The following is a 24,587-nucleotide window of genomic DNA, read 5'->3' as shown; positions in this document are numbered from 1 at the left end:
AAAACGCTATAGTATCCAAGGTAGCGGTTACAAAATGGACTGAAACATATGAAACCTAATGACAAATGTCATGTTTACATAATGATTCATTAGTCTATATAATAAATTTTAATGAAGTAAAAGGATGTGTCGAAGTGGGACGAATTCATATAGTAACGGACTCAACTTGTGATTTAACAAAAGAAGAAGTAGCACAGCATGGTATACATATTGTGCCTCTAACAATTCAAATTGATGATAAAACTTATATAGATGGTATTGATTTAGAGCCACAACCTTTTTTAAGTTTAATGAAAAATGCTAAAAATTTACCGAAAAGCTCTCAGCCTGCACCGGGGAAATTTAAAGAATTATACGATGAGCTAGGTAAAGACGGAGATCAAATTATTTCAATTCATATGACAGGTAGTATGAGTGGAACAGTAGAATCAGCTCGTCAGGCAGCGCAAATGTCAGACTCTGATGTAACTGTGATCGATTCACGTTTTATTGCAATCGGTTTAGCTATTCAAATACGTGAGGCCATTAAAATGCGTGATACAGGCGCTACTGTCGAGGAAATTGTGGAGCGTTTAGAGAAAGTGCGCGAAAATACTTATTTATATGTTATTGTCGACACACTTGAAAATTTAATTAAAGGCGGACGAATTGGGAAAGGTACTGGCTTTATCGGTTCTTTGCTGAACATAAAAGTCATTGCAAACTTAGAAGGTGGCGCATACAATCCCGTATCCAAAGTACGTAGCCATAAACAGGTTGTGAACTACTTATTTAAGCAATTCCAAGCTGATACTGCTGGAAAAACAGTCAAGTCTGTAGGGATTTCTCACGCCGAGGGTTTAACAACGATGGGTGGACCTTTAAAAGAATTAATCGAGGGAACAGGTTTTAATGAAGTAGAAATTGCCTTTACTTCACCAATTATCTCAACACATACTGGTCCAGGTGCAATCGGTTTTATTTATTTTGCAGAATAATATATGAGAGCTACTACATAAATAATTGTAGTGGCTTTTTTATTGTGGAAAAGTGCATGCCTATTTATATATAATCAGGGTTAGCTCACACTTTTTATGGAATACCTAGGTATAGTCACTTTTCATTGCAGTACGAACTATTCTATAATAGAAGTAAGCAAATGATGGAAGGTGGTCAAATGAGTATTTGGCGCATGATAGTTTTGTCATGTTTGACCGTCTTAGTACTAAGTGGTTGTGCAATATCAATAGATGAACCGAATCCGCAAGCAGAACCAGATGGGGAGCACGCAGGGACGGAGCAAGATTTGAAACAGGATGAGCAACAAACAGAAAATGAGGAAAAAACCTCAAAGAATGTATTGACGCAAATTTTTGAACATTTTTTTGAGCCATCACCAGAGGATTTACGGGAAATTGATGATAAAAACGCAAAGCAACTACAATACTTAGCACTCGGAGATTCTTTAACAGCCGGTGTTGGTGATGAGTATAGTAAAGACGGTTTTGTTGGAAGATTAGCAGATTCATTGCTTCCTTGGCCCTCGATCTCAGATGTTGAAGTCGATAATCGAGGAAAAAGAGGAAGACGTAGTGATCAACTATTAAAATTAGTGGAAAAAGGGCATTATGATGAAGAGTTGCAAAAAGCACAGCTCATTTCAATTACTATGGGTGGAAATGATGTCATGAAGGTTGTCAAACACGATCTGTTTAATTTGAAACGTGACGCTTTTGATAAGGAATTGAAGGCATATAAGAAACGCTATAGTAAAATTGTTGAAGGCATACGTGCAAAAAATCCAGAAGTGCCTTTATTACTTATCGGTTTTTATAACCCATTCTCAATCGTGACAAATGAAGCGAATGAATTTGATACGATTATTACGGAGTGGAATAAAGTCATTGAGGACATAGCCAAGAAAGATCCAAATGCATGCTATGTATCAGTGGAAGACCTGTTTGATTCAAATAAAGAGCTCGTTTATCATACGGATTTCTTCCATCCAAATGCAAAAGGCTATGATAAAATGACAGAGCGAATTTTAAAAGCAATGGAGAAGTGTAACATGGAACAAAAGATTAACACGGAAATAGGCTTCGAGGAGTGACGAAATGAATAAATGGAAATTTGCATTTTTTGCCTTAGCGGGCACAGTGCTTTTTGCAATCCTCCTCGTCGTTTTTTTAGCAACTAGACCAGTAGATGGAGTAAATTTTGCGGAGAGTTCAAAAGATGAAAATGAAGTAAAAGGAAATGTCCTCGTTGTCCAAACAACAACGAAGGAATTGGAATCTATATCGAAGAAGTATTTAAAGGATGCGGGATCACCATTACCGTTGGACTTTACAATTGGTGATGATATTCAATTAACAAGTACATTAAAGGTGTTTTACACTGAAATCCAGATTTCAATGAACTTCGATCCGATAGTGGATGAGAAAGGGAATATTATATTAAAACAGACAGGGATGAATGTTGGGCTGTTAAATATTCCACCTGAGACAACGATGAAAATTATGCGAGACACGGTGGATTTCCCTTCTTGGATTTCCATCAATCCAAATAAGGCAGAAATCTATATTGACTTATCGCGCATTAACATTGCTTCAGGATCACGTGTTAAAGCAAAGGAATTAGACTTGCCAAAGGATAAGATTTTATTGGAAATTATTGTTCCTGGTGAATAAGGAGTGAGATAAATGGCAAAACAATTTGCAACATTTGCAGGTGGTTGTTTTTGGTGTATGGTCAAGCCTTTTGACGAAACACCTGGCATTGAATCAGTAATTTCTGGCTATACGGGTGGCCATGTTGTCAATCCAACATATGAACAAGTATGCTCTGAAACGACAGGGCATGTTGAAGCGGTACAGATTACGTTTGATGATGAGTTATATTCTTATGAGCAATTACTCGCGACATTTTGGACATTAATTGATCCAACTGACGCTGGGGGACAATTTTTTGATCGTGGAGAGTCCTACACAACCGCGATTTTTTACCACAATGATGAGCAGCGTGATTTGGCTGAACGTTCTAAGGCAGATTTACAGGCATCAGGTAAATTCGATAAACCAATCGCAGTGAAAATTTTACCGGCGAGTACGTTTTATCCAGCTGAAGACTACCATCAATATTATTATAAGAAAAATCCAATGCACTACGAGCGCTATGCAGTCGGGTCTGGTCGTAAAGCATTTCAGGAGACAAACTGGGGGCTGAAAAATGAATAAAGAACAACGTTTAAAAGAGTTAACGGAAATGCAGTATTACGTGACACAGGAAAATGGAACAGAGCCACCGTTCCGCAATGAATTCGATAAGCACTTTGAAGAGGGTATTTATGTAGATATCGTTTCAGGGAAGCCGTTATTTAGCTCATTAGATAAATTCGATTCAGGCTGTGGTTGGCCTGCATTTGCAAAGCCAATTGAAAAGGAAGAAGTAGCAGAGCATTTCGATACATCTCACGGGATGCGTCGCGTAGAGGTTCGAAGCAAAGAAGCTGATTCCCATTTAGGACATGTCTTCCCAGATGGACCAAATGAACTCGGAGGATTACGCTATTGTATTAACTCCGCAGCACTCCGCTTTGTACCAAAAGAAGATTTAGAAAAAGAAGGCTATGCAGAATACCTTTCATTATTTAAATAACAACAACTCCTAGCAGGATAGATCGTGCTAGGAGTTTTTTATGGTTTAAGGTATTTAATTGTATAAGTAGCGACGGATAGACCATTTGAAACGACGGATGAAGAATCGAGCGACGGAAAGAGCTAACGAAGTGACGGATGAACAGTCAAGTGACGGAAAAATCAGTCGAAGCGACGGATAAGACCATCAAAGCGACGGAAAGAAACGTCGAAGAGATGGAAAGAGCCATCGAAACGACGGATGAACAATCAAGTGACGGAAAAATCAGTCGAAGCGACGGATAAGACCATCAAAGCGACGGAAAGAAACGTCGAAGAGATGGAAAGAGCTATCGAAACGACGGATGAACAATCGAGTGACGGAAAGATCAGGCGAAGCGAAGGATAAGACTATTAAAGCGACAGCCCCATCAATTCGCTAGATAGAACGTCATAATTGTATAGAAATATTAAATGATTGAACGAGCAATTCTAAATCCGATATCATCAATAAAGAAATCGGGCATACTCTTACGGCGACAGGTAGCTCCACATCTACGTTCTTCCTCAGCCCAACTTCCTCCTCGAATTATTCGGTAATTGCCAAATAGCTCTTCATCGTATATGTCCCAGCACCACTCCCAAACATTTCCTATCATGTCGTATAAGCCCCAGTCATTAGGCATTTTTTCTCCAACTTTGTGTACACGTTCGTTGGAGTTATCTTTATACCAAGCAATTTCATCAATTTCGCCATACCGATATCCATTTGATTTTGCTTTACATGCATATTGCCATTCAGCATCTGTCGGTAATCGAAAACCTTTAGAACGATGATTGCAGACAACGGATTTACTTTTCTGATCACAATCATAAAACTTGTCATAGCCTAGAACGTCAGACAATGAATTACAAAAGTTTACTGCATCTATCCATGAAACATTAACAATTGGTTTTTGATCGTTTATTGTTTGAAAATCCTTCCCCATAATCATCGCAAAAAGTTCTTCTGTCACAGTATATTTGGCAAGATAAAATGGCTGTATTTCAACATTCCACTTAACTTCCTTTAAATTATTTCTTTTACCAGGCATGCCAAGTTTATAGTTTGAACTAATCCATTTTTGCTCGTTTCGAAAATCTCGTAAACGAATTTCTCCTTCAGGAATATGCACCATTAATTCTTTTAAGTAATGATTTAAATTAGTTAACATTGACCTCTCCAAATCTTAATCTATTGTTTTTCCATTAACATTTGGTGCTAAATCATGTATTTGCTTCATTATTAATGAACATCCTTTTACCGATTTTATAAACTACAATAGTAGCGATTTTGAGCCACTTTAAACTTTAAATTCACTGACAAGATTTCGTAGACTATCGGCTTGTTGAGCAAGCTCTGTGGCAGCAGCATTAATTTCCTGCATGGATGCAGATCCTTGAGTTGCCGCAGCAGCAGAAGTGACTGTGTTGGTAGCTGATTGTTCAGCATAGGCATTAACATGGACAAAATCATTCGCTACAGCATTGCTATAATCAAGTGTTAAAGCAATTTTCTCCACCATAGTCGCGATAATTGTCGTCGTTTCTTTCGTATGCGTTAAAATATTGGTTAAAGATTGGTTTGTTTCATTCGTTACTTCAACGCCACGAATAACAGACGATACACCCTCGTAGTTTTGAGAGATGATGGATGTTACTTCGTCTTGAATGGACGTTACAATGGATGTTACTTCTTTTGCGGCAGTTTGCGATTGTACTGCTAGCTTTCGAACTTCATCAGCGACAACGGCAAAGCCTCGTCCATGCTCACCAGCGCGTGCTGCCTCAATCGCAGCATTTAAGGCAAGTAAATTTGTTTGTTCTGAAATAGCAGTAATCGTGCCGATAATAGATGTGATGTCGGCGGATTTTCGACCGAGTGCTTCGACTGTACTAGTAGTGGAGGCCATCGTTTCTTCTATAGATTGTATGACTAATGAAGATTGTTGAACTGAGCGACTACCTTCATCGGCTGCTTGCTGCATAGCAAATGATGCACGCTGAACAGCATTTGCTTGCTCATTCAGCTGGTGTACAGAATGCTCAAGATCACTCATTTTTTGTTGGGCGCTAGTCATACTAGAAATCGTATTCTCGCTATCACTCGCAATATCAGCTGTAGCATCTGCAATATTTTGTATTGTCCGAGCATTTTCATCGGCTAATGACATAAGCTCCTGGCTACTGCTAGAAACGTGGTCCGCCAGATTACTGACACGTTTAATCAGATTTGATATAGAATCAATAAGCGTATTAGTTGAAGCGGCAATAGTTGAGAATTCATCACGATTACGAACTTGAACACGTCGTGTCAAATCGCCACCAGCCTGTGCTATGTCGAGAATGGAATGGTTAATAGCCTGAGTATTGTTTCTTAATGATTTAAATAACATATAACCAAAAATGATAATTGCAATAAATCCAAGTAGTGAAATGAAGAAGAAAGAAGTAATTGATAGTGTAACTTGCTTGTTAAGTTTATCTAATTTTGCTTTATTAGCATCATCCATCACCGAATTAATGGACTCAATATTTTTATCAATATAGACTTTCATTGTTTCTCCAGTACCACCAATGACGAGTTTGCGAGCTTGTTCGAGACCAAGTTCATCACGCATTGTCATGACCTTCTTAGAGTATTCAAGGTAATTTTTATAATATTGATCGATCGCCTGTATATGACTTAATTCTAGTTCTCTATTTGTAAACTGCGCTACTAAGGTATTTATTTTTTTATCGATGGAATCAATTTTCATATTATATGAAGTAGCAAAGCTCCCATTCCCGGTAATTAAATAGGCTTGTTCTAAATTAGTGAGCTTAGCAATATCGTACGCAAGTTGGTTGACAGTTAATTGTTCCTGAACGTTTTTCTCAGTAAAATCCTTCATTTGTTTTTGCAGATTTTGTATATTGTTATACGATAATAAACCCATTGTGCCATTAATAATAATAATGAGAGAGAAAATAATAAGTACTTTGCCTCGAATTAAATGGTAAAAACGTTGTCGTTTTTCTTTAGTAGGAGGGATATTATGCCTATCTATCTCTAAATCATTTGCTTTCTTTTTTGAAATGCTAGTTTTAAAGAGAGACCGGCGTTTTTGTACAGAGTTCTTGGATTTATGAGAGTTTTTCATCGCCATCACCTTCCTATTTTGAATAGTCGATTTAAATTTTACCTTATTTTTCTAGGCATTTCTATCATTTTTTCTAATAATTTTCATTTTTCAGATAAAATAGCATATTATTTTTCTATGACGAAAGTCTAAGGGATTCGCAAAATAGTCCCGTTGATATTAGTAGGATAAAATACTTAGTAGATATTTTTGTGACGAGGAAGGTATTTTTTGATAAACTAGCGGAAAGCAGAAGAGTAAAGAGGGGATTTCTAGAATGAAAAAGAGCTTTTATTTGTATGTACTAATGTTCAGAGGCGGGGATTGGTCAGACTCGAAGGTGCGATTTGCAGAGGAAATGTTCCATGAACATAATTTTCCTAAGCAGAGCACAGACTTTGATGAGCTTTCTTCATACGTTGAATCTTACGCCACAGACAACTTAAAAATAGATGTTTTTGATGAGTTGTGGGCATTATATGTAGATCAAGCATGATATAAGTTGAAACAATATAATTTATTTAAAGTTGCTAGACGTCTAGCATTGCGAAAAGATGAGAAACACAGTATTATTTATAGTGAAGACTGACAGAAAAGAGGGATTGCAGTATGAGTATTCATATTAATGCAAAAAAAGGCGAAATCGCTGACACAATTTTACTTCCAGGAGATCCATTACGCGCAAAGTATATCGCTGAAACGTTTTTAGAAGATGTTACTTGCTATAACGAAGTTCGTAATATGTTTGGTTATACAGGTACGTATAAAGGTAAACGTATTTCTGTACAAGGTACTGGTATGGGTGTGCCTTCAATCTCGATTTACGCTACAGAATTAATGCAAGAATATGATGTTCAAAAATTAATCCGCGTAGGTACTTGTGGTGCAATTCAAAAAGATGTAAAAGTTCGTGACGTAATTTTAGCGCAAGCAGCAACATCTGATACACGTATGAACCAAATCATTTGGAACGGAGCTATCGATTTCGCACCGATTTCAGACTTTGATTTACTATTAAAAGCATACAATGCAGGTAAAGAAGCTGGCTTAAACTTACAAGTGGGTAATATCTTTACAGCGGATATGTTCTATTCTGATGAAAATCAAAACGAAAAATTAGCTCAATATGGCGTACTTGCTGTAGAAATGGAATCAGCAGCACTTTACACATTAGCTGCAAAACACGGTCGTAAAGCACTTTCTATCTTAACAGTAAGTGACCACATTCTAACTGGTGAAGTAACAACTTCAGAAGAACGTCAAACTACATTCAACGATATGATCGTTGTAGCTTTAGAAGCAGCAATTCAAGAATAGTCTTATCAAGGATTTGAAGTTTGGAATAAATTTCAAAGGGACTAACATTTAAAGTTGTATATAAATTGCCTGTTAGGTGACTGAATAACTCAGAGCCTAATGGGCTTTTTAATTTAATACAGAATCATCTAATAATACACTTACTTGAATCTATTAGTCATCAGAGTGATGCATGAGGGCTTAAAAGTGATTGAGGAAGCATAACAAAGGGGCCTGTATGTAATTTTATACACAAGCACTAGATTGTAGTTTAGCTTTTTGTTTTGTAACGAAATGTTGATAATAGCCCGTCGTATCTAATCAATTGAAATATATCCAACTTTTTCTAGTATTTTCAATGTTGTATAATTTAAATTTGGAAGTTTTTCTAAAGGGAAATACTTCAAATCTTTACTCTCCTCATTTTGCTTAATAATGCCTTTAACAGCAGTTGCTTTAAAAATTGCCGTCGCGTTATAAATTTCATCCCCCTGTGGAAATTTGTAATATAATTCTTTCCCTGAAGCTAATCCAACTAATTTCAATTCTTGAGCAATTAATCCTGTCTCCTCATACAACTCCTTTTGAGCAGTTTCTTCAAAACTATCTCCTATTTCCACTCCACCGCCTGGAAGCCCCTAATCATCTGTATCTGAACGTAATTGCAATAGTATTTCATTCTTTCTGTTTAAAACAATGATTGCCGAACCTGGTGCAATAATAGGATTTGTTCCAACATATTTGCGTAAAGATTTTATATAATTCATGTTTCCTCCTACATTTAACCGTATTTCAATTCTTTTAAATGAAAAATTTTATCTGTAAAGAATCATAATATAGCAAAGTTATAGTTGGAAGATAAATGATAACATACATATTCATCCAACGTTCAGTAAATTGTTCAAAGTTAATTTCTCTAAACTAACTATTCAAAATTGCAATGGATAGATGGCGTACTAACAGCTACAAGTAAATTAAGAGCTGTATTTGTATGAGTATATAGTAAGGCTGTGGAGGTTTGAGTAATAAATCGATTAAATCATCATATATAAAAGAGAAGAAACAGTGAGTAGAGAACTACCTATACCGTTTTATAACTGGCTTAATGAACGTGAGGATCGTACACAAATAAATAACAGACCAAACTTAGAAAATTGGTTGGAATGGTAGAGAGGGGAATATAAGGTATGGAAGAACAAAAACAAATGACTATGTATGATTTTATAGAACAACCAATTAAACAACCTTCCAAAGATGTTAATAAAACTGTTGATAAGAAGAACGCCGTAGTCGTGCCTCGTGTAGTAGGGTATATTGTCCGGAGATAAAAAAGGGGTTAATCCCTAATAACTTTTAGGATAACCCCGATTTTAAACTGGTTAATGTTGTGGAAGATAGTCTTGGTCGTTTATCGTTATTTTAGAAGCAGAGATAAGAATTTCTTCATTTGCTTTAATATATGGGGCTAAAATATTGTAAAAAGCTTCCCATGTTTCTTCGCTTTTTTCTTGTTCTCTCTTTTTATCAAGTGCTTCGTATTCTTCATAAAGTTGTTTTAATTTCTTGCTATCTGTTTCACTAACTTTGAATTCAAAGTCAGCCATGAATTCTTCAAATGTTTGAGGTTTTTCAAACTGATTAAGGAGTCCATAGAATTCTTCGTGTAACTTATCATACAACTCATCATTTTTTTCTTTTAATGCTTTTTGTAAATCCCCATGAAGAGTTTTTAGTTTGGCTAAAGTTTCAGTGGGGATATCAAAAAATTCTGTGACTTTCTTTAAGCTATCCATTAATTCTTCAAATGTTTCCGGTGGATTTAACGCATCTAAATAAGGCTCAAGGATTTTATCAAACTCTTCAATTATTTTGTTAGCTTTTTCCTCGTCACCACTTTTTTTAAGCTTTATCCATTCTTCATAAATAGGTTTAAGTTGTGCGTTATCGCTTTCTTTAATTATAATATTTTTTTTATTAAATCCGTAATCTCCCATATATTCTTCAAATGTTTGAGGTTGCCAATTAGCTAATATATATGGCTTTGTGATAGTATATATTTCTTCGTGAATTTTTTGTAGTTCCTCACGTTTCTTTTCTATCTCTTCATCTGTTAGTTTTTCCACTCCTTTTTTAATTTCATTTTGTACGTGTTTCATTTCATTAAACAATTTTTCTAATTTTGTTAGATCTTCTTTTGTTATCCCTTCAGGTATGCCTTTTTTAAATACTTCAAAAGTGAAGAAGTCGGAATAGCTCTCAGCAGTATAACCTTCTATAGAGACCTCTTGTCCTTCTACTAATTTCATTTTTTCTATTTGTTCATCAGAAAATTTGTGGAAACTGATAAAGTAATTTTTACCATCCTTTCCTTTGAGTTTCATTCCATCATCGTAGATGTTTTTAATAGTTCCTGTAATTTTTTGTTCAAGTTGAACAGTAATAATACTATTATCTTTTGTATCTACTGATGCAGCTCCTGCTTGAAGTGGTGTCAGAACAGCCATACCTATTGTAAGTGCAGAAGCAATCATCCAAGTTTTTTTTATAGGTTTTTTCATATGTATTTCTCCTTTTATTTTTAAATTTTTATTGCTAATAATTGGACGATTTACCAATTAAAAAGTTCGTTTTTTTAAAATCATTAGATTGCATTAACTGTAGATGACAAAATGCACAGTGAACTTCCTGTACCATTCTAAATGGTTAAATGGTTGATGAGTGAATTTATTTTATGGAAAAACTCTCTACTTTTGTTGGATTTTTTTATCATTATATTTTTATTGGTAGAATATTGGATTTTCAGTATATAATACTAGGTGATTATGTTTTCTAAAATAAAGCTGAGTAGGGGAAGAATAATGAAAAAGTTTATTTTTATTATGTTACTAGCCACATTAGTAATAGCGGTAGCATATCCAACAAAATCAGAAGCGAAAGTGATGTATGATGGAGCAGAAGTTGTAAAAGGGCAAACAGGAAAAATGACTTTTAAAAAAGACATCAAGGTATATAAAAAAAATCCAGATGGAACGTTTGATTCGCTAGTGGTTAAGCGAAATAACTTCTTTAGAACGTATGATATTGAAAAGTATGATGGTAAAACATTCTACCAGATGGGGCAATATCGCGTACAAGCGACTGATTTGGTAGTGTTCAAAGAAGTACCAATCGATATTCGTACATCTATTTATAACAATCCAGTCTACGTCATGATTAATCATCAGGGCGTGAAAATTCCTTACCAATATCAAGACATCGCATATGGTCAACCTTTAATAGTCGGAAAACGAGAAGAGGTTTGTACTGGTCCGAAATCAAGTTTAGTTTCTATGGAGAAAGGCAAATTAAATTACCATTATTGTGCTGGAGATATTGAAGGAGGACCTGTAATTAAAACCGCCATTATTGATGGCACTGATGTTCGTATTTTCGAAAAGATAAATAAAGGTTCTTATGTATTAACAGAAGATACAGAACTTTTAAGTGCTCCGATGAAGGGGGCTCCAAGTTATACAAGAATGGTGAAGGGAACTATCTTCCAGTTATCGGGGATTGAGATCGATGGCTATGTAGAGGTGGGTCTCGATAGATATTATTTCAATTACATTCCAGCAAATCTACTGAAACCGGTGAATGGCAAGTAAGGAACTAGGAATCAAACCTTAAAAAAGAAATTGTACTTGCGTTCTGAGTTAACAGAGGATATACGAGTGCAACTTAGTCTAATAGAAGGATACGTTCTAGCTGATGATGACAGGATGTATTCAAAGGAAAGCGCTTTTTCATCGCTAGGTACTAATCAATATGTAAAGAATGAAACGGATTCGAAAGTTAGCTATTTTCCAGTAAATCTATTAAAGTCAATTGGAGATAAGTGATAGACTATGCATTATAAAAAGCCTTCTTATTTAGGCACTGACTGTCGTTTTTGAGACAGTAAGAAAACACCTTTTAAACAGCCAGTTGCCGGTATTTAACGGGCGACTGGTTGTTTAGTTTCGTTTGAATACGGATATTGTTATAATAAGTAATATAATCTTCGACGATTTGTTTTACACATGCATTCGTTGTGCTGTGTATGCCGTCAAGGTAGAACGTTTCTGACTTTAGCGAGGAGTGAAACGTTTCGATTGGGGAATTATCTGCGGGCGTGCCTTTACGAGACATGCTCATGGTAATTTCTTTTTCTTTTACTGCTTTTTGATAGTCATACGATGTATATACAGAGCCTTGATCGCTATGCAAGGTAACCCTTTCTGGAAGATGGTGGAGTTGATGAAGCGTATCTAAGACAAAGTTCGTATCTTGAACAGGACCAATTGTATACGCAATAATTTCACCGTTAAACAAATCCATAATGCTTGAAAGATACAACACAGATTGTCCAAAAGGCAAGTAAGTAATATCTGTTACGAGCTTCTGTAAGGGCTGGTCTGCGTGAAAATCTCGAGCCAATTTATTATCAGCTATTTGTGCAGGCTGCCCTGTACGTTTTTGTTTCTTCACTTTTACACGACATGACCAATTATATTTTTGCATCACACGTTGGATTGTCTTTTCGCTAATACCTGAGAAAAACGTAGCGATTTTGCGATAACCATAACGAAATTGATGGGCTGCACAAACTTTTCCGATTGCTTGATCACGCAACTCTTTTTTAGAGATTTTCCCCTGTTCTTTTTTCCAACGATAATAGGTAGCGCGTGAAACCCCTAGGAATTCACAAATTGTCTGAATAGGCATCTGTCCCTTCAATTCTTCAACAGCCTCTACAAGTACTTGTCCAACCACTTCCTTTCCAATTCTTCGTACTTTTTTAGCACTTCAATTTGTTGTTTTAAATAACGATTTTCAGCTTGTAAACGAGCTTCTTCTGATGCATGTTCAGGCCCTTTTTCATAAGCGTACTGTTTCCCCACAGGTTGGTGTAATCGATGTATTTCTCCCTTGCGATACCAACACATCCATGTTTTCAATTGTGTTTTATTTTTAATCTTTAATTCTTCTAATACCTGTTTGACCGGGACTCCTGCTAATCTCATTTCAATTGCTTTCATTTTTATTTCTATTGGATAGCTTACTCTTGTTCCCATAGAAAAAACACCTCCGTTGATTGTTTGGTATGCTTATACCCATTTTTCAACGAAAGGTGTTTTTATTTGTCTCACTTTTCTAGGTCAGTGCGTTTATTTGATAAGTGGGCTTTTTATATGGTTGTTTGAAATGCGGATAGGATATTTGTCGATGTCTTGAGCTTACCTGAATAAACTATAAAAAGATTACTCCGTGATGGGTGGTCTTAATTATTTAAAATAAAGCGGAATTATATATAATTCTGTAGATGCTTTTAAAAAATCTATAATGTGCTGTGCTTAAAGATAAAAATAATCTGAAATGAAATGGTAGTCTAGATAAACAATACTAATGTAATAACGTAAACACCGGGCTGTTAGGCTTGCTTAAAAAGAGCTGACATCGGGATCAGCGGTATGATATTGTTTGGGGAATAGAAATCCAGTGGTGTATGCTGAAAATTTACCTTTTAAACGGAAAGCTTTTTCGATTTCAGTTGCAGCACGACGAGCCTCTTCTAAGGACCGCTTTCCGGTAACGATGTCGTTCATTAAATTTAAAGCCATAAAATTCTTAAGCTATACGAAAAATTGGGATTTAGTTTAAGAACAATAAGTATGAAATTACAGTTATAAAAGTAGTCTTGCTTATTTAAACAAAAAAGACAATGACCAGCGAGGGCTTTTAGATGCAGGAAATGGAAAAACTTTTTTACAAATTTAATATGCAATGATAGTATATATTAGGCGATGATTTCAAGAGGAGAGAATGCTTTCCTGACTACGGGTTATTCTCCTTAGATTTTTCGTTAATTAAAGAACGACAGAAGGTAGTAAATATAGTGACTAATCTAATGTATGTGTTTTGTTTAATAGTGTGGGGGCTTAATTTTATTGCAGTGAAAATTCAAGGGACGCCAGTAAGCTTAGAATTATCCTTGACTTATCGGCTAGTTATTACTGCATTTTTATTTATTGCTCTAGTATTGTTTCTTAAGCCAAAAGGGGCACCTGCAAGGAAGGATATACCATTTATCGTTGTGTTTGGTATATGTAACTTTGCTTTAAGTTATTTATGCCTGTATTACGCAACAATATTAAGCTCAGCAGCAATTGTAACATTAATCTTTTCATTAAAAGTGATATTGACGCCGCTAGCTCTTCGTATTTTCTTAAAAGAACAACTACATCCTCGTGTTTTATTAGGCGGACTTCTAGGGGTGTTTGGTGTGTGTGTTCTCATTTATCCTTCTTTAAGTAATTTTTCTAGCATAGCTGTTATAAAAGGCATAATGATTGCTCTTTTAGGTACAGTACTTACAGCAATTGGTGATGTAAGTTCTGCAAGGAATGCTAGAGTAAAGATTGATCCTATCTATTCGAATGCTATTGGTTTTGCAGTAGGAAGTATTTTAATGTCAATCATTGTGTTGTTACAAGGACAAAAGATCATCATTCCTACATCAATTACATATATCTCTGCTTTATTGTACTTAACATTAATAGCATCTTTCCTAGCATGGCTATTTTATTTAAAGCTTGTAGAAAGAATAGGTGCTGCCAAAAGCGGGTACATGGTAGCTTTATTTCCAGTAATTGGAGGTATAGCCTCTGTTTTAATTGGTGAATCACCTCTTTCAATTTATTTAATAATTGGATGTCTATCTAGCTGTATAGGCGCAGCTATAGCTTTAGGATTTAAAATTCCCCGAAAAATTAAACAAACGTGAATCCAGACATTGAGGACAACATATTTGATGTAAGAAAATATGAATACTGATGACAAAGCCATGTACAATAGTATGGGGGCTATCCTGAAAAAGCAAAAAAAGGACTTGGATGTATGAGTTGAATCCATACACTCAAGTCCTAAAATAGAGGATATATCAAAAATTCGTTTATTGTTTCGTTGGATGAAATGTTTTACATTTGCACACTATTAATTCATTTTTGCGAAAGCTACAAGTGTTCCTTTGTCACAAGATTGAAAACCATTCTTTTCATAAAAATGACGGACATCAGGGGCTTCTTCTGTTAAAAGAACTTTTTGACGAACATCTTTATATTTTTCTAAAATATGATTCATCATATCAGTCGCGATGCCTCGATTTTGATGGCTATTCAATACTAAAATATCCTGTATATAAAGGATTGTAAGACCATCACCTACAACTCTTGTTAAACCAATTAATTGATCATTTTCCAATGTAGATAATACATAGATAGAGTTTAACAATGCTTGCTGTAACTGGTCTAAATCTTTTGTATATGCGTACCATTCTACATCCCCATATAGTGCTTTTAAATCGTTCTTATTAATATACTTTTCTTCTTTAAATACAATTGTCATTTTACTTCCTCCTCAAAATTTTATTTTGAAGAGTGTAAACGTACTTTATCCACTGCCTTATACCTCCTTTCAAACTATTTCCCGTTATTGGTTGAATTATTTGAATTATACCCAAATTATAAAAATACAGTGACTCTACAAATCTTTTATCCGTAGGGGGGAAGGCATGACAAAAAGAAGAGGGCATGTTTGATTACCACTTTGAAGGCTGCGATCCTGGGATAAGTTTTATAGTTCATAGGATAAACAACAAGATTCTCTTATAACATTGGTAAGTAATTTTGGGTGTAACGTATGTAAGGTTTTTAGAGATATCAAAGATTTAAACAAATAGTATAGTGAAGATTGTGAAAAACTTCTCTTAAACTAACAGGGCTTGAGCTTTTTTAGACAATTCTTTTTTCTTATTGTATGAACGGGTGCTTTAGTTTAAATATTTGAATTACGAAATATCCAATATAAAAACAGAGCTGATTCTACACATTTTGTAGATTAACTCTGTTTTTATGTTTTAACAGCAACAATCTATTACTTTATCTTCTTTGTATAATCAATTAAAATAAGCTTTTCGTTTATTTGATGTTGACCGATTTTCTTATAGCCCATTTTTTCGTAGAAGTGATGATTTCTAATGTTTAAATGTGGTGTATCTAAAACCCATTCAACTGCTGAAGGGAATTCTTCCTCTACCAATTTCATTATCTGACTACCAAGTCCTTTGTTTTGATATTTTTTTGATATAAATATCCTGTTTAATCGATATTTGTTATCTTTTAAATCACGCACATCTATACCCCCGATAATCTCATTATTGTGCCATATGGTATAATGTTTAAAAAGCTCAATTTTTCGAAGTAATCGTTCAACCGGTTCATTTACTGGACTTGTATCGTGGTCTTCATACTTTCTTAAATCATCTTCAAATGCTTCTTTTTGTATTTCTAAAAGAATAGGAGCCTCAATTTCATTGGTTCTTTTGATCACTATATTCATTAAAATCTCCCCTTTACTAAATCAAATACCCAATTTTGTCAGTTGGATTTGTTTGCTAAATGTTCTTTACAATGACTTGTACATCTTCAATATTCGAAGTTGTTATGTTAAATTCCTTTATTTCCGATTCCAGGAACTATAAAAACTTAAAAAATGTAATTAACCTGCTCAATTTATAAGTTTTAGATTGACTAAAGGAAAAATAGTTGGGATGGTGATTGTTCTTTGGTTTGTAGGTGTGAAGAGGGGGCAATATGACTAGCCTCTAGGCATTTGCGTAGACTGTCAATGCTTTTATAGCATAACCTATATCGAAATCGAAAGGAGGAAAAATTATGCGATACGATTACGGGCATGATGGTTATGGGGGACAACATGGTGGGAGACATCCATATTACCCGGTTACTGCACCAGCCCATTTTTATCCGACTCAACACTATCCAACCCATCATTATCCAACCCACCACCATTACTACCCAATGCATTACTACCCAACACATACAACATATCCAACCCATCATCGCCATCCGCACCACCACCATCACCAACAAACGAACCCACGCTATTACTAAAATACCTATTAAAAAAGAAACGACAATAACTTAATAAAAGTTGGTCGTTCCAGTTCATACAAATAATTATTTTAGTTGGGAATAAATGGCGTACTTTACCTAATAAAAGTGTAAAAAGATGACTAATTAAATTTACAATATCCAAAAGCGACTATTGTTTATAAAGTCTTAAATAGAAAGGGTCATTGGAGGAAAGTGATCCTTAACTTATAATTTTTGGAGGTAGGGATATCTTAATTTTCCCTAGATATGAGCATCAAAGCGTAGTATTGGTATTATTTATTAATAGCATGAAGCTAGTGCCGACAATACTTATGAATAAAAACAATAAGATATTAAGAAAAAATTATTGTTGGTACTAGTTTATGGTAAGATCATTTGATGTTTGAAGAGGCTGGGCAAGGCCATATTCTAAAGGGCGTGTACTATCTCATTACTTAAAAAAGGTCACTCTGTCGAAGTGACCTTGAATGAACTGGTGTAAAATCTAATAGCTCCAATGAGTTTTTCTTATAAAGATTAATTTATGAAAGTAGCGCCGACAATAATTAAAAGAATGAACAGAACAACAATTAGAACAAATGTTGATCCGTTATTGCCACCTCCATAGCTATAACCTCCGTAGTAACAATTGTTGTAATTGCTATAGTTTCCGAAGCATCCCATAAAGAATTCCTCCTTTCTACATCTATAATATGTATCGTTATAGAAAGTGGGAAAGGTATTTATCCAACAAATATTACCTAAATAGAAATTTTGGGAAATGATTAATATTTTAACGTACTGTTAGAAATAAAAAAGGGCCACCATATAGAAGTGACCCTAGTAACAATTCAAGGCGGTGTAGCTAAAAATTTAGCTTAATATATATTATGATAAGATCACTCTTTTTATAGAGTGGAATGTCTTAGAAAAGAATTTATAAATAAAAAATAGTTCACCTTCAATCGGTGATTTAAAATATGAAAGACCAAGATAGCTTAATTGCCGTCTTGGTTATTTTTTGTATTAAGAAAGTGAAGTTCTACATAAAAAAATCAAAAAATGTTTTTAACCTAAAAGTATAAAAAATTTCCCTGGGTGCATCATAAAAATGTATTGTGGATATTTTGTATTGAGTGACAGTAGTCAGAATCAAATAAAGTATTTAGAGAGGTGAAAAGTTTAAAGTAATGGACATTATCCTAGCATTATTACCAGCTCTCTTTTGGGGAAGTATAGTATTATTTAACGTCAAGCTCGGTGGCGGGCCCTATAGTCAAGTACTTGGGACAACATTTGGTGCACTTATTTTCTCAATAGGTATTTATTTTTTTGTAAAGCCTGAGTTATCACCTATAGTGATTGGAGTCGGAATTGTATCAGGTCTCTTTTGGGCATTAGGACAAGTAAACCAATTGAAAAGTATTGATTTAATGGGTGTTTCCAAAACGATGCCCATTTCGACAGGGCTACAATTAGTATCCACAACTTTATTTGGCGTAATTGTGTTCCATGAATGGTCGACAACAATGTCGGTTATATTAGGTATTCTTGCACTAATTAGTATCATTGTTGGTATCGTTCTTACATCTCTTCCAAATCCAGAAGAGAAAAAAGAAGAGCACGGAAGCAATTTGAAAAAGGGAATTTTAATTTTACTTGTTTCAACATTTGGTTATTTAGTATATGTGGTGGTAATACGTTTATTCAATGTTAGTGGATGGTCTGCTTTATTGCCACAAGCAATCGGGATGGTAATAGGTGGGGTTTTATTAACCTTTAAGCATAAACCGTTTAATAAATATGCGTTTCGTAATATTATCCCAGGTTTAATCTGGGCGGCCGGAAACATGTTTTTATTCATATCTCAGCCACGTGTTGGTGTTGCAACTAGTTTCTCTCTTTCCCAAATGGGGATTATCATCTCCACTTTAGGCGGAATTTTTATATTAGGTGAGAAAAAAACAAAAAAGCAACTCATAGCAATTATCATTGGGATTGTTTTTATCGTAGCTGCTGGAATTATGTTGGGAATTGCGAAAAGATAAAAAGGAGGGTCTTGTATGTATCCAGATTTAGAAGGAAAAGTTGTTGTGATTACAGGTGCTGCAACGGGACTAGGTAAAGCAATGGGCATTCGCTTCGGAGCAGAAAAAGCGAAAGTAGTGATTAATTATCGTTCAAATGAAGCAGATGTAAAAGCTGTAGTGGAAGAAATTAAGAAAGCCGGTGGGGAAGCCATAGCTGTACAAGGTGATGTTACAGTTGAAGCGGATGTCATCAATCTCGTTCAGACAGCTGTAAAAGAGTTTGGGACCCTTGATGTCATGATTAATAATGCAGGGATAGAAAATCCAGTAGCTTCACATGAAATGCCGCTAAGTGATTGGAATAGAGTAATCAATACAAATTTAACGGGTGCGTTTTTAGGAAGTCGAGAAGCCATTAAATATTACGTAGAAAATGATATTAAAGGTACAGTTATAAATATGTCTAGTGTTCATGAAAAAATTCCTTGGCCTTTATTCGTGCACTATGCTGCAAGTAAAGGGGGCATTAAGTTAATGACAGAAACATTAGCGTTAGAATATGCTCCAAAGGGAATTCGTGTCAATAATATCGGACCTGGAGCGATCAATACACCTATTAATGCTGAAAAATTTGCAGATCCAGCCAAACGTGCAGATGTGGAAAGCATGGTTCCGATGGGGTATATCGGAAAGCCAGAAGAAATTGCCGCTGTCGCAGTATGGCTTGCTTCATCACAGGCAAGTTATGTAACAGGAACGACTCTATTTGCGGATGGCGGGATGACTTTATATCCTGAATTCCAAGCTGGTCGTGGGTAAGTAAAGGTGTTAATTTAAATGTTTAAAAATAAGCATAACCCCGTCCTAAAAATAGAACGGGGTTATGCTTATTTGAGCTTCGGTGCCAGTCCAGTGGTCGGCGTAATCTATAATCTAACCTTAACTTCAGTACCGTCCTTAGCTTTGACATCTACTAGCACGATGCCCTTATAATTTCTTAGTTCTTTGACAATAGGCTTTAGCGTTTTCTTGTCTATTAGCGGAAAAGTAAAGTCCAGTTTTTTTCTTTCGAACTGCTCTTTTGTCCATTTGTTTACCTGTTGTTGTAAAAATTTCGAAGACAAAATTGAAATAGCAATGTTTAAAAAAGCATATGGAATTGGGATTGTAAACCGAACGTCTTTTGCTTTCACTTTTACATGCATCATAAGCTAATCACTATTCAATGATAACCGAAACGGTATCCCCGTTTGCCGATTTAATATCAACAATCTGACCATCTAATTCGTTTTCGATGGCTTCAATAATAAGGTTAATGTCTATATCTTTAACGTATTTCTCCGATTGAGGAATACCCGCTGCAATGCTGTGTCCAGCCATTAATACTACCTTGACAAGTTTTAAAGGCAAATTGACTGTGACGTTATCATTTTCGGCTGATACAACACGAATTTTTAAAGTTTTATCTAAATATTTAGTTGGTTCTTCAGTAAGCTTATTACCTGCTTCTTCTTTCTCTTTTAATACTTGAATCAGTTCTGAAGCCTTATCTGCATCAATCTTTCCTTCTTGAACCATTGTTAAAACTCTTGAAATTTCTTCTTTCATGATAAGTTCCTCCTTATTCCTCTTTTAAGAGCTTAATCGCTTCTTCTGGTGTGATTTCGCCATTTTCCAACATAGTGACAACATTTTTCTCGTCTACTTCATTTTTCTTCTTCTGCACATATCCAAGGGCTGAAATGATGTCTGTTAGTTTGCCTCGAACTGTTGGATACGAAATCCCTAGTTCCTTTTCAACTTCTTTGATATTACCTCGGCATGTTAAAAATACTTCCACAAAATGAAGCTGATCCTTTGATAAGGATGCAAGTTTAGATAATTCGAACTCATTTTCAATCGTCGTGTGACAATGAGAACACTGCAGCTTAGTAATTTTTAATGTTTTACTGCAGACAGGACAATTTGTGATTACTTGATAAGCCATAATGAGATCCCTTCCTTTTTGTTGAATTGATTATATAACGAGTAATTTAAAATGTAAATAACAAAAATTGAATTTCTTTAATACAAAAATTAATAATGTTAATTTTGTGTTTAAAATTATTAATTGTTCAGTTTTGGTTATTCATTCAAGTATGGATATTTGTAATAATGGTTGAAAGGGGATTTGAAAATGACTGTTTGACTGTGTTGTAGCAAGTTTATCTTTTAGGAAGTACCTGATGCAAGAATAGGGTGGAATAAGTTAAATGCATTTATGGATTACAGATCGATATGTAGAAAATGACAATTGATGATACAGAGTTACATTATTAATATTGAAGTATAAATACTTGCCAGAGAAAAAGTCCCAATCAGAATGATTGGGACTAGAGAATTAAACACTTTACTAAAATAAGATAACTTATTCATATAACAAGATTAACATTTGCAAACCATTAAATGGTTTCCATCAGGATCTTTGAAATTAAACCATTGATTATGTTCAATATCTGTTGTTAATTCGACATTCTTCCCCTTCATATAGTCATATGCTTGCTCTATATTCGTAGTATTTAAATGAAAAGGTGGGGTTTTGAATATATTTTCCTCTGAATAAATCTTGCTATCTAATACAATTCCCGTTCCGTTCATAGGTATTATATATAAATGACTAAATAATATCTCACCATCTGCTTGTAACCCGAATAGGTCACTGTACCAATTACGTGATTTTTCAATATTACTCACAGGGATAAAAATTGTTCCGACTTGATTTAATATGGGATTCATAAATTCTACCTCCAATTATGAATAGTGAATATAACATTAATTCGCTAAAAATTTCATATCCCCTTGTACAATCATATTGAATTTTACTATCGAAAATTTATAACCTTTATTTGTCCTACTTTTTGTTAATTCTTGAATATTAAGGTTCTTTGAAAATGATGCAAAATTGCTGTATTATGCCACAGCCTGTTGTTTGTCTGTATAATAAAGGTGGGAATATTCTAATATTTAAAAAATGTAAAAAATAGGCGATTTATATGAGGAGGTTAAAATGGTGCCAATCGAAATTTTTATCGCAACAAAGGAAGATTATTTTGCAGTAAATGAGATTGTAAAAGAAGGACATGAAGAGCATGTAATGATGGAACCAAGTATTTTTAAAAGTGTCGATTCCGTAATGCCCGAATCCTATTATCAAGAATTATTGGACGACGAAGAGAGTGACATTCTTATAGCGAAGGAAGATGGAATTGTAGCGGGTTTCGCAGTCATAAGTGTTGAAGCTTCTCCTCCTTTTGAGTCGCTTGTTCAACGAAAATATGCTTATGTACATGATTTTGGTATAAGAGCAGACCTACAAAGAAAAGGAATTGGAAAGTTGTTATTCAATGCTTGTATAACTTGGGCAAAAGAAAAGAAAGTTAACTCAGTCGAATTAAATGTTTGGGAATTTAATACGAAAGCAATTGATTTCTATAAACATTTTAATATGAAAAGCGTAAACAGAAAAATGAAATTAAATATTTAATGAAGTATCTTGAATATTGAAATCGAAATATAAACATGAAAAAGGACTTCCGTTAGTATACGCAAGCCCTAGAATGGAGCCTAAACATATTATCTAGGATCAGTTGGCCCATTTCAATGCTCTGTGAAAATAAAAAAATTCAAACATATATACTACAAAATGAGGACAAGTACTATATCTTGAGCATGTGGAGATTACTACACACCGCTCCATACTAAAGTTCTTAATAAATAAAACAAGCCAAGACCGGCAATAATCAAAAGAACGAATAAAACAATAGCAAAGGCAAAACTTGTACCTGTTCCATAAGCAGGATAACTCAAAACAGTTTTCCTCCTTTCTGATTAGATAGAAAGAAAAGGTAGTATGATTTTTTAAAAAACTGGAGACTGATAAGCTACGATTTTAAGAGGTGCCTTCAGGGGCGCACTAGCACACAATGATAAAACAGAGAATATGGTACTATCTAGTTGACACAAAGTATAACCACAAACACATGATACTTCGGTTTTATCTTTATATTATGTTGTAAAGATAAAGAATTTAGGGCAATTACCTTAAGAATGGGGATTTAACCCTGAATTATTAATAAATTGATTCAGCGGTAAGTTGGTCATGACAATTCGTTAAAAGTGGATTGGAAAAGACCATTACATTCCCAATATACCGTCTAAACGCCGAACTCACTTAAATGAGTGCAAGTTCTTTTTCAATTTCTAAAAAATGACTTCTTATAATTTAAATTGCCAAAAGAGAAATGAAATCATGATAATGAAGCTTCAGCCACCGAATATAAAAATTAGTAATGCAAATCTTATTCTTTTAAGATAGAATCAAACATATCAATTATTTGGATGTGGAGTGAAGAAGATGTTTCCTATTTTAGATACTGAACGATTAGTGTTAAGAGAACTTACTGAACATGACGCCCAAGATATTTTAAATTGCTTTTCAAATGCTGATGTATTACGCCATTATGGGCAAAATCCATTAACAAGTATAGAGCAGGTTAAACAAATAATTAAAAATTTTTCTAAGAATTATGATGAAAAACGTGGTATAAAATGGGGAATCGCCTTAAAAGAGCAAGAATGTATTATCGGTACTATTGGTTTTCAAGAGTGGTCCACTGAGCATAAAAGAGCGGACATTAGCTACGCGCTTTTCCCTGAGAACTGGGGAAAAGGATATGCAAAAGAGGCCGTTAATAGAGTAATTTCATTTGGCTTTCAAGAGATGGATTTAATGCGTATAGGAGCAATTGTTTTTACCGAAAATGAAGCTTCAAACAAGCTATTAACAAAGTTAGGTTTTGAAAAAGAAGGTGTATTAAAAAATTATATGCATCAAAGCGGTGTTCCGTATGATACTAATATTTTTTCACTAATTAAACGCTAAAGATTTATTCAGAGTTAAATAAACACAGCAGGTCCAGGTCTCAAATAATTGAGAACCTGGCCTTTTTTGATCAAATGTTCTTTTAGTTGTCTAGCTGGAAATCATATATTAGAAAACAAAAATAAAAAGGGTCACTGGAGGAAAGTGACCCTTACGTATTAATTTAGAAGGTATGGGGGGTAAGTTAGTAATACTCTAGTGAAAATATGAGCACAGAGATGTTAGCGGTGACGTTTTTTAGTACCTAATGAAAGTAGCTCCGACAATAATCAAAAGAATGAATAGTACTACAATTAGGGCAAAAGCTGACCCTGAGCCGTAACCATTACCTGAATAACTCATACTACTTCCCTCCTTTCTACAATCTATAATATGTAAAGCTGTTAAAAGGAGAAAGGTAATCATCTAACTTATAAAATAAATATTGCAATAAAAATGAAAAGAACTCTCTGATAGTAGCGACCCCGAAATAAGGAAGTAAAAGTATAAAATATCTTTACATTTGCTAGTACAACAAATACTAAGTTAAGTATTTCAAGTAATTTAACTTTTGATGATGAGCCAAATTTCAAATTTTTAAAAGTATACCTTTAAAA

At 34.6% G+C, this 24,587-nt stretch carries 30 protein-coding genes and 1 pseudogene; 16 read left to right on the top strand and 15 right to left on the bottom strand.

Annotated elements, in window-relative coordinates; genetic code table 11:
- Positions 1-134 precede the first annotated feature (134 nt).
- The 6 genes from ACFVT8_RS07800 to ACFVT8_RS07775 all read left to right on the top strand — a co-directional run bounded on the left by ACFVT8_RS07800 (position 135) and on the right by ACFVT8_RS07775 (position 3,920).
- The gene (locus ACFVT8_RS07800) at positions 135-977 is read left to right on the top strand and encodes a DegV family protein (protein WP_387083047.1); all 843 of its coding nucleotides are present in this window, start codon (positions 135-137) and stop codon (positions 975-977) included.
- Between the two features lie 161 nt (positions 978-1,138).
- A complete protein-coding gene (locus tag ACFVT8_RS07795) occupies positions 1,139-2,089 on the top strand; it encodes a GDSL-type esterase/lipase family protein (protein WP_387083046.1) in 951 nt (316 codons plus the stop codon).
- 4 nt (positions 2,090-2,093) lie between these two features.
- Positions 2,094-2,669, top strand: a complete 576-nt coding sequence (locus tag ACFVT8_RS07790) for a YpmS family protein (protein ID WP_387083045.1) — start codon at positions 2,094-2,096, stop codon at positions 2,667-2,669.
- Positions 2,670-2,681: 12 nt separating this feature from the next.
- The gene (msrA, locus tag ACFVT8_RS07785) at positions 2,682-3,215 is read left to right on the top strand and encodes a peptide-methionine (S)-S-oxide reductase MsrA (RefSeq protein WP_387083044.1); all 534 of its coding nucleotides are present in this window, start codon (positions 2,682-2,684) and stop codon (positions 3,213-3,215) included.
- Positions 3,208-3,636, top strand: coding sequence for a peptide-methionine (R)-S-oxide reductase MsrB (msrB, locus tag ACFVT8_RS07780; RefSeq protein WP_387083043.1), 429 nt, complete (start codon positions 3,208-3,210; stop codon positions 3,634-3,636). Before msrA ends, msrB begins: the two co-directional genes overlap by 8 nt.
- Before the next feature lie 149 nt (positions 3,637-3,785).
- Positions 3,786-3,920 carry a hypothetical protein gene (locus ACFVT8_RS07775; protein WP_387083042.1) on the top strand — a complete coding sequence of 45 codons (135 nt, stop codon included), beginning with the start codon at positions 3,786-3,788 and terminating at the stop codon, positions 3,918-3,920.
- Between the two features lie 164 nt (positions 3,921-4,084).
- On the opposite strand, the gene ACFVT8_RS07770 is transcribed toward ACFVT8_RS07775, so the two are convergent.
- Complete coding sequence (locus ACFVT8_RS07770; RefSeq protein ID WP_387083041.1) at positions 4,085-4,828, bottom strand: formylglycine-generating enzyme family protein; 744 nt, start codon at positions 4,826-4,828, stop codon at positions 4,085-4,087.
- Positions 4,829-4,957: 129 nt separating this feature from the next.
- Positions 4,958-6,802 carry a methyl-accepting chemotaxis protein gene (locus tag ACFVT8_RS07765; protein WP_387083040.1) on the bottom strand — a complete coding sequence of 615 codons (1,845 nt, stop codon included), beginning with the start codon at positions 6,800-6,802 and terminating at the stop codon, positions 4,958-4,960.
- 250 nt (positions 6,803-7,052) lie between these two features.
- Between ACFVT8_RS07765 and ACFVT8_RS07760 the strand changes: the two genes are divergently transcribed.
- Both ACFVT8_RS07760 and deoD read left to right on the top strand, forming a co-directional pair.
- Complete coding sequence (locus ACFVT8_RS07760; RefSeq protein WP_387083039.1) at positions 7,053-7,271, top strand: YozE family protein; 219 nt, start codon at positions 7,053-7,055, stop codon at positions 7,269-7,271.
- A 113-nt stretch (positions 7,272-7,384) separates the two neighbouring features.
- Complete coding sequence (gene deoD, locus ACFVT8_RS07755; protein WP_370078833.1) at positions 7,385-8,092, top strand: purine-nucleoside phosphorylase; 708 nt, start codon at positions 7,385-7,387, stop codon at positions 8,090-8,092.
- A 296-nt stretch (positions 8,093-8,388) separates the two neighbouring features.
- On the opposite strand, the pseudogene ACFVT8_RS07750 reads toward deoD, so the two are convergent.
- Positions 8,389-8,838: pseudogene (locus ACFVT8_RS07750) on the bottom strand (NUDIX hydrolase).
- A gap of 420 nt (positions 8,839-9,258) precedes the next feature.
- Here ACFVT8_RS07750 and ACFVT8_RS07745 point away from each other — a divergent pair.
- A complete protein-coding gene (locus tag ACFVT8_RS07745) occupies positions 9,259-9,399 on the top strand; it encodes a hypothetical protein (protein WP_387083038.1) in 141 nt (46 codons plus the stop codon).
- Between the two features lie 51 nt (positions 9,400-9,450).
- Here ACFVT8_RS07745 and ACFVT8_RS07740 read toward each other — a convergent pair whose 3' ends face one another.
- Positions 9,451-10,629, bottom strand: coding sequence for a hypothetical protein (locus ACFVT8_RS07740; protein ID WP_387083037.1), 1,179 nt, complete (start codon positions 10,627-10,629; stop codon positions 9,451-9,453).
- A 300-nt stretch (positions 10,630-10,929) separates the two neighbouring features.
- On the opposite strand from ACFVT8_RS07740, the gene ACFVT8_RS07735 reads away from it, so the two are divergent.
- A complete protein-coding gene (locus ACFVT8_RS07735) occupies positions 10,930-11,715 on the top strand; it encodes a hypothetical protein (protein ID WP_387083036.1) in 786 nt (261 codons plus the stop codon).
- Between the two features lie 307 nt (positions 11,716-12,022).
- Here ACFVT8_RS07735 and ACFVT8_RS07730 read toward each other — a convergent pair.
- Positions 12,023-13,164 (bottom strand): IS3 family transposase gene (locus tag ACFVT8_RS07730; RefSeq protein WP_387083035.1). Its coding sequence is split into 2 segments (ribosomal slippage): positions 12,023-12,891 and positions 12,891-13,164, totalling 1,143 coding nucleotides; the frame shifts between segments, so codons are not numbered across the junction.
- Positions 13,165-13,530: 366 nt separating this feature from the next.
- On the bottom strand, positions 13,531-13,710 hold the full coding sequence (locus tag ACFVT8_RS07725; protein WP_387083034.1) for a hypothetical protein: 180 nt from the start codon (positions 13,708-13,710) through the stop codon (positions 13,531-13,533).
- 275 nt (positions 13,711-13,985) lie between these two features.
- Here ACFVT8_RS07725 and ACFVT8_RS07720 point away from each other — a divergent pair, with 275 nt between their 5' ends.
- Entirely contained in the window at positions 13,986-14,873 is an 888-nt protein-coding gene (locus ACFVT8_RS07720) for a DMT family transporter (RefSeq protein ID WP_387083033.1), read from the top strand.
- 209 nt (positions 14,874-15,082) lie between these two features.
- Here ACFVT8_RS07720 and ACFVT8_RS07715 read toward each other — a convergent pair whose 3' ends face one another.
- Positions 15,083-15,493: a GNAT family N-acetyltransferase gene (locus tag ACFVT8_RS07715; RefSeq protein WP_387083032.1), complete on the bottom strand. Its 411-nt coding sequence runs from the start codon at positions 15,491-15,493 to the stop codon at positions 15,083-15,085.
- A 528-nt stretch (positions 15,494-16,021) separates the two neighbouring features.
- The gene (locus tag ACFVT8_RS07710) at positions 16,022-16,486 is read right to left on the bottom strand and encodes a GNAT family N-acetyltransferase (RefSeq protein WP_387083031.1); all 465 of its coding nucleotides are present in this window, start codon (positions 16,484-16,486) and stop codon (positions 16,022-16,024) included.
- A gap of 335 nt (positions 16,487-16,821) precedes the next feature.
- On the opposite strand from ACFVT8_RS07710, the gene ACFVT8_RS07705 reads away from it, so the two are divergent.
- Entirely contained in the window at positions 16,822-17,058 is a 237-nt protein-coding gene (locus tag ACFVT8_RS07705; RefSeq protein ID WP_387224245.1) for a hypothetical protein, read from the top strand.
- Between the two features lie 519 nt (positions 17,059-17,577).
- Here ACFVT8_RS07705 and ACFVT8_RS07700 read toward each other — a convergent pair.
- The gene (locus tag ACFVT8_RS07700) at positions 17,578-17,724 is read right to left on the bottom strand and encodes a YjcZ family sporulation protein (protein WP_387083029.1); all 147 of its coding nucleotides are present in this window, start codon (positions 17,722-17,724) and stop codon (positions 17,578-17,580) included.
- Between the two features lie 506 nt (positions 17,725-18,230).
- On the opposite strand from ACFVT8_RS07700, the gene ACFVT8_RS07695 reads away from it, so the two are divergent.
- Positions 18,231-19,088 carry a RhaT/GlcU family sugar-proton symporter gene (locus tag ACFVT8_RS07695; protein ID WP_387083028.1) on the top strand — a complete coding sequence of 286 codons (858 nt, stop codon included), beginning with the start codon at positions 18,231-18,233 and terminating at the stop codon, positions 19,086-19,088.
- 15 nt (positions 19,089-19,103) lie between these two features.
- Positions 19,104-19,889 carry a glucose 1-dehydrogenase gene (gene gdh / locus ACFVT8_RS07690; RefSeq protein WP_387083027.1) on the top strand — a complete coding sequence of 262 codons (786 nt, stop codon included), beginning with the start codon at positions 19,104-19,106 and terminating at the stop codon, positions 19,887-19,889.
- A gap of 107 nt (positions 19,890-19,996) precedes the next feature.
- On the opposite strand, the gene ACFVT8_RS07685 is transcribed toward gdh, so the two are convergent.
- The 4 genes from ACFVT8_RS07685 to ACFVT8_RS07670 form a co-directional block, all read right to left on the bottom strand.
- Positions 19,997-20,278: a hypothetical protein gene (locus ACFVT8_RS07685; protein WP_387083026.1), complete on the bottom strand. Its 282-nt coding sequence runs from the start codon at positions 20,276-20,278 to the stop codon at positions 19,997-19,999.
- 10 nt (positions 20,279-20,288) lie between these two features.
- On the bottom strand, positions 20,289-20,678 hold the full coding sequence (locus tag ACFVT8_RS07680; protein ID WP_387083025.1) for an SHOCT-like domain-containing protein: 390 nt from the start codon (positions 20,676-20,678) through the stop codon (positions 20,289-20,291).
- A gap of 13 nt (positions 20,679-20,691) precedes the next feature.
- Positions 20,692-21,057 carry a DUF2089 domain-containing protein gene (locus ACFVT8_RS07675; RefSeq protein WP_387083024.1) on the bottom strand — a complete coding sequence of 122 codons (366 nt, stop codon included), beginning with the start codon at positions 21,055-21,057 and terminating at the stop codon, positions 20,692-20,694.
- A gap of 437 nt (positions 21,058-21,494) precedes the next feature.
- On the bottom strand, positions 21,495-21,845 hold the full coding sequence (locus tag ACFVT8_RS07670) for a VOC family protein (protein WP_387083023.1): 351 nt from the start codon (positions 21,843-21,845) through the stop codon (positions 21,495-21,497).
- A 271-nt stretch (positions 21,846-22,116) separates the two neighbouring features.
- Between ACFVT8_RS07670 and ACFVT8_RS07665 the strand changes: the two genes are divergently transcribed.
- Entirely contained in the window at positions 22,117-22,593 is a 477-nt protein-coding gene (locus tag ACFVT8_RS07665) for a GNAT family N-acetyltransferase (protein WP_387083022.1), read from the top strand.
- Positions 22,594-22,790: 197 nt separating this feature from the next.
- On the opposite strand, the gene yjcZ is transcribed toward ACFVT8_RS07665, so the two are convergent.
- A complete protein-coding gene (gene yjcZ, locus ACFVT8_RS07660) occupies positions 22,791-22,916 on the bottom strand; it encodes a sporulation protein YjcZ (RefSeq protein WP_387083021.1) in 126 nt (41 codons plus the stop codon).
- A 547-nt stretch (positions 22,917-23,463) separates the two neighbouring features.
- Between yjcZ and ACFVT8_RS07655 the strand changes: the two genes are divergently transcribed.
- Positions 23,464-23,991 carry a GNAT family N-acetyltransferase gene (locus ACFVT8_RS07655; protein WP_387083020.1) on the top strand — a complete coding sequence of 176 codons (528 nt, stop codon included), beginning with the start codon at positions 23,464-23,466 and terminating at the stop codon, positions 23,989-23,991.
- 237 nt (positions 23,992-24,228) lie between these two features.
- Here the strand turns inward: ACFVT8_RS07655 and ACFVT8_RS07650 are convergent, their stop codons facing one another.
- The gene (locus ACFVT8_RS07650; protein WP_387083019.1) at positions 24,229-24,333 is read right to left on the bottom strand and encodes a YjcZ family sporulation protein; all 105 of its coding nucleotides are present in this window, start codon (positions 24,331-24,333) and stop codon (positions 24,229-24,231) included.
- Positions 24,334-24,587: the final 254 nt, after the last annotated feature.

Source organism: Lysinibacillus sp. NPDC058147 (genome assembly GCF_042884205.1).
Classification (GTDB): domain Bacteria; phylum Bacillota; class Bacilli; order Bacillales_A; family Planococcaceae; genus Lysinibacillus.
This window is presented reverse-complemented; position numbering and strand designations above follow the sequence as displayed.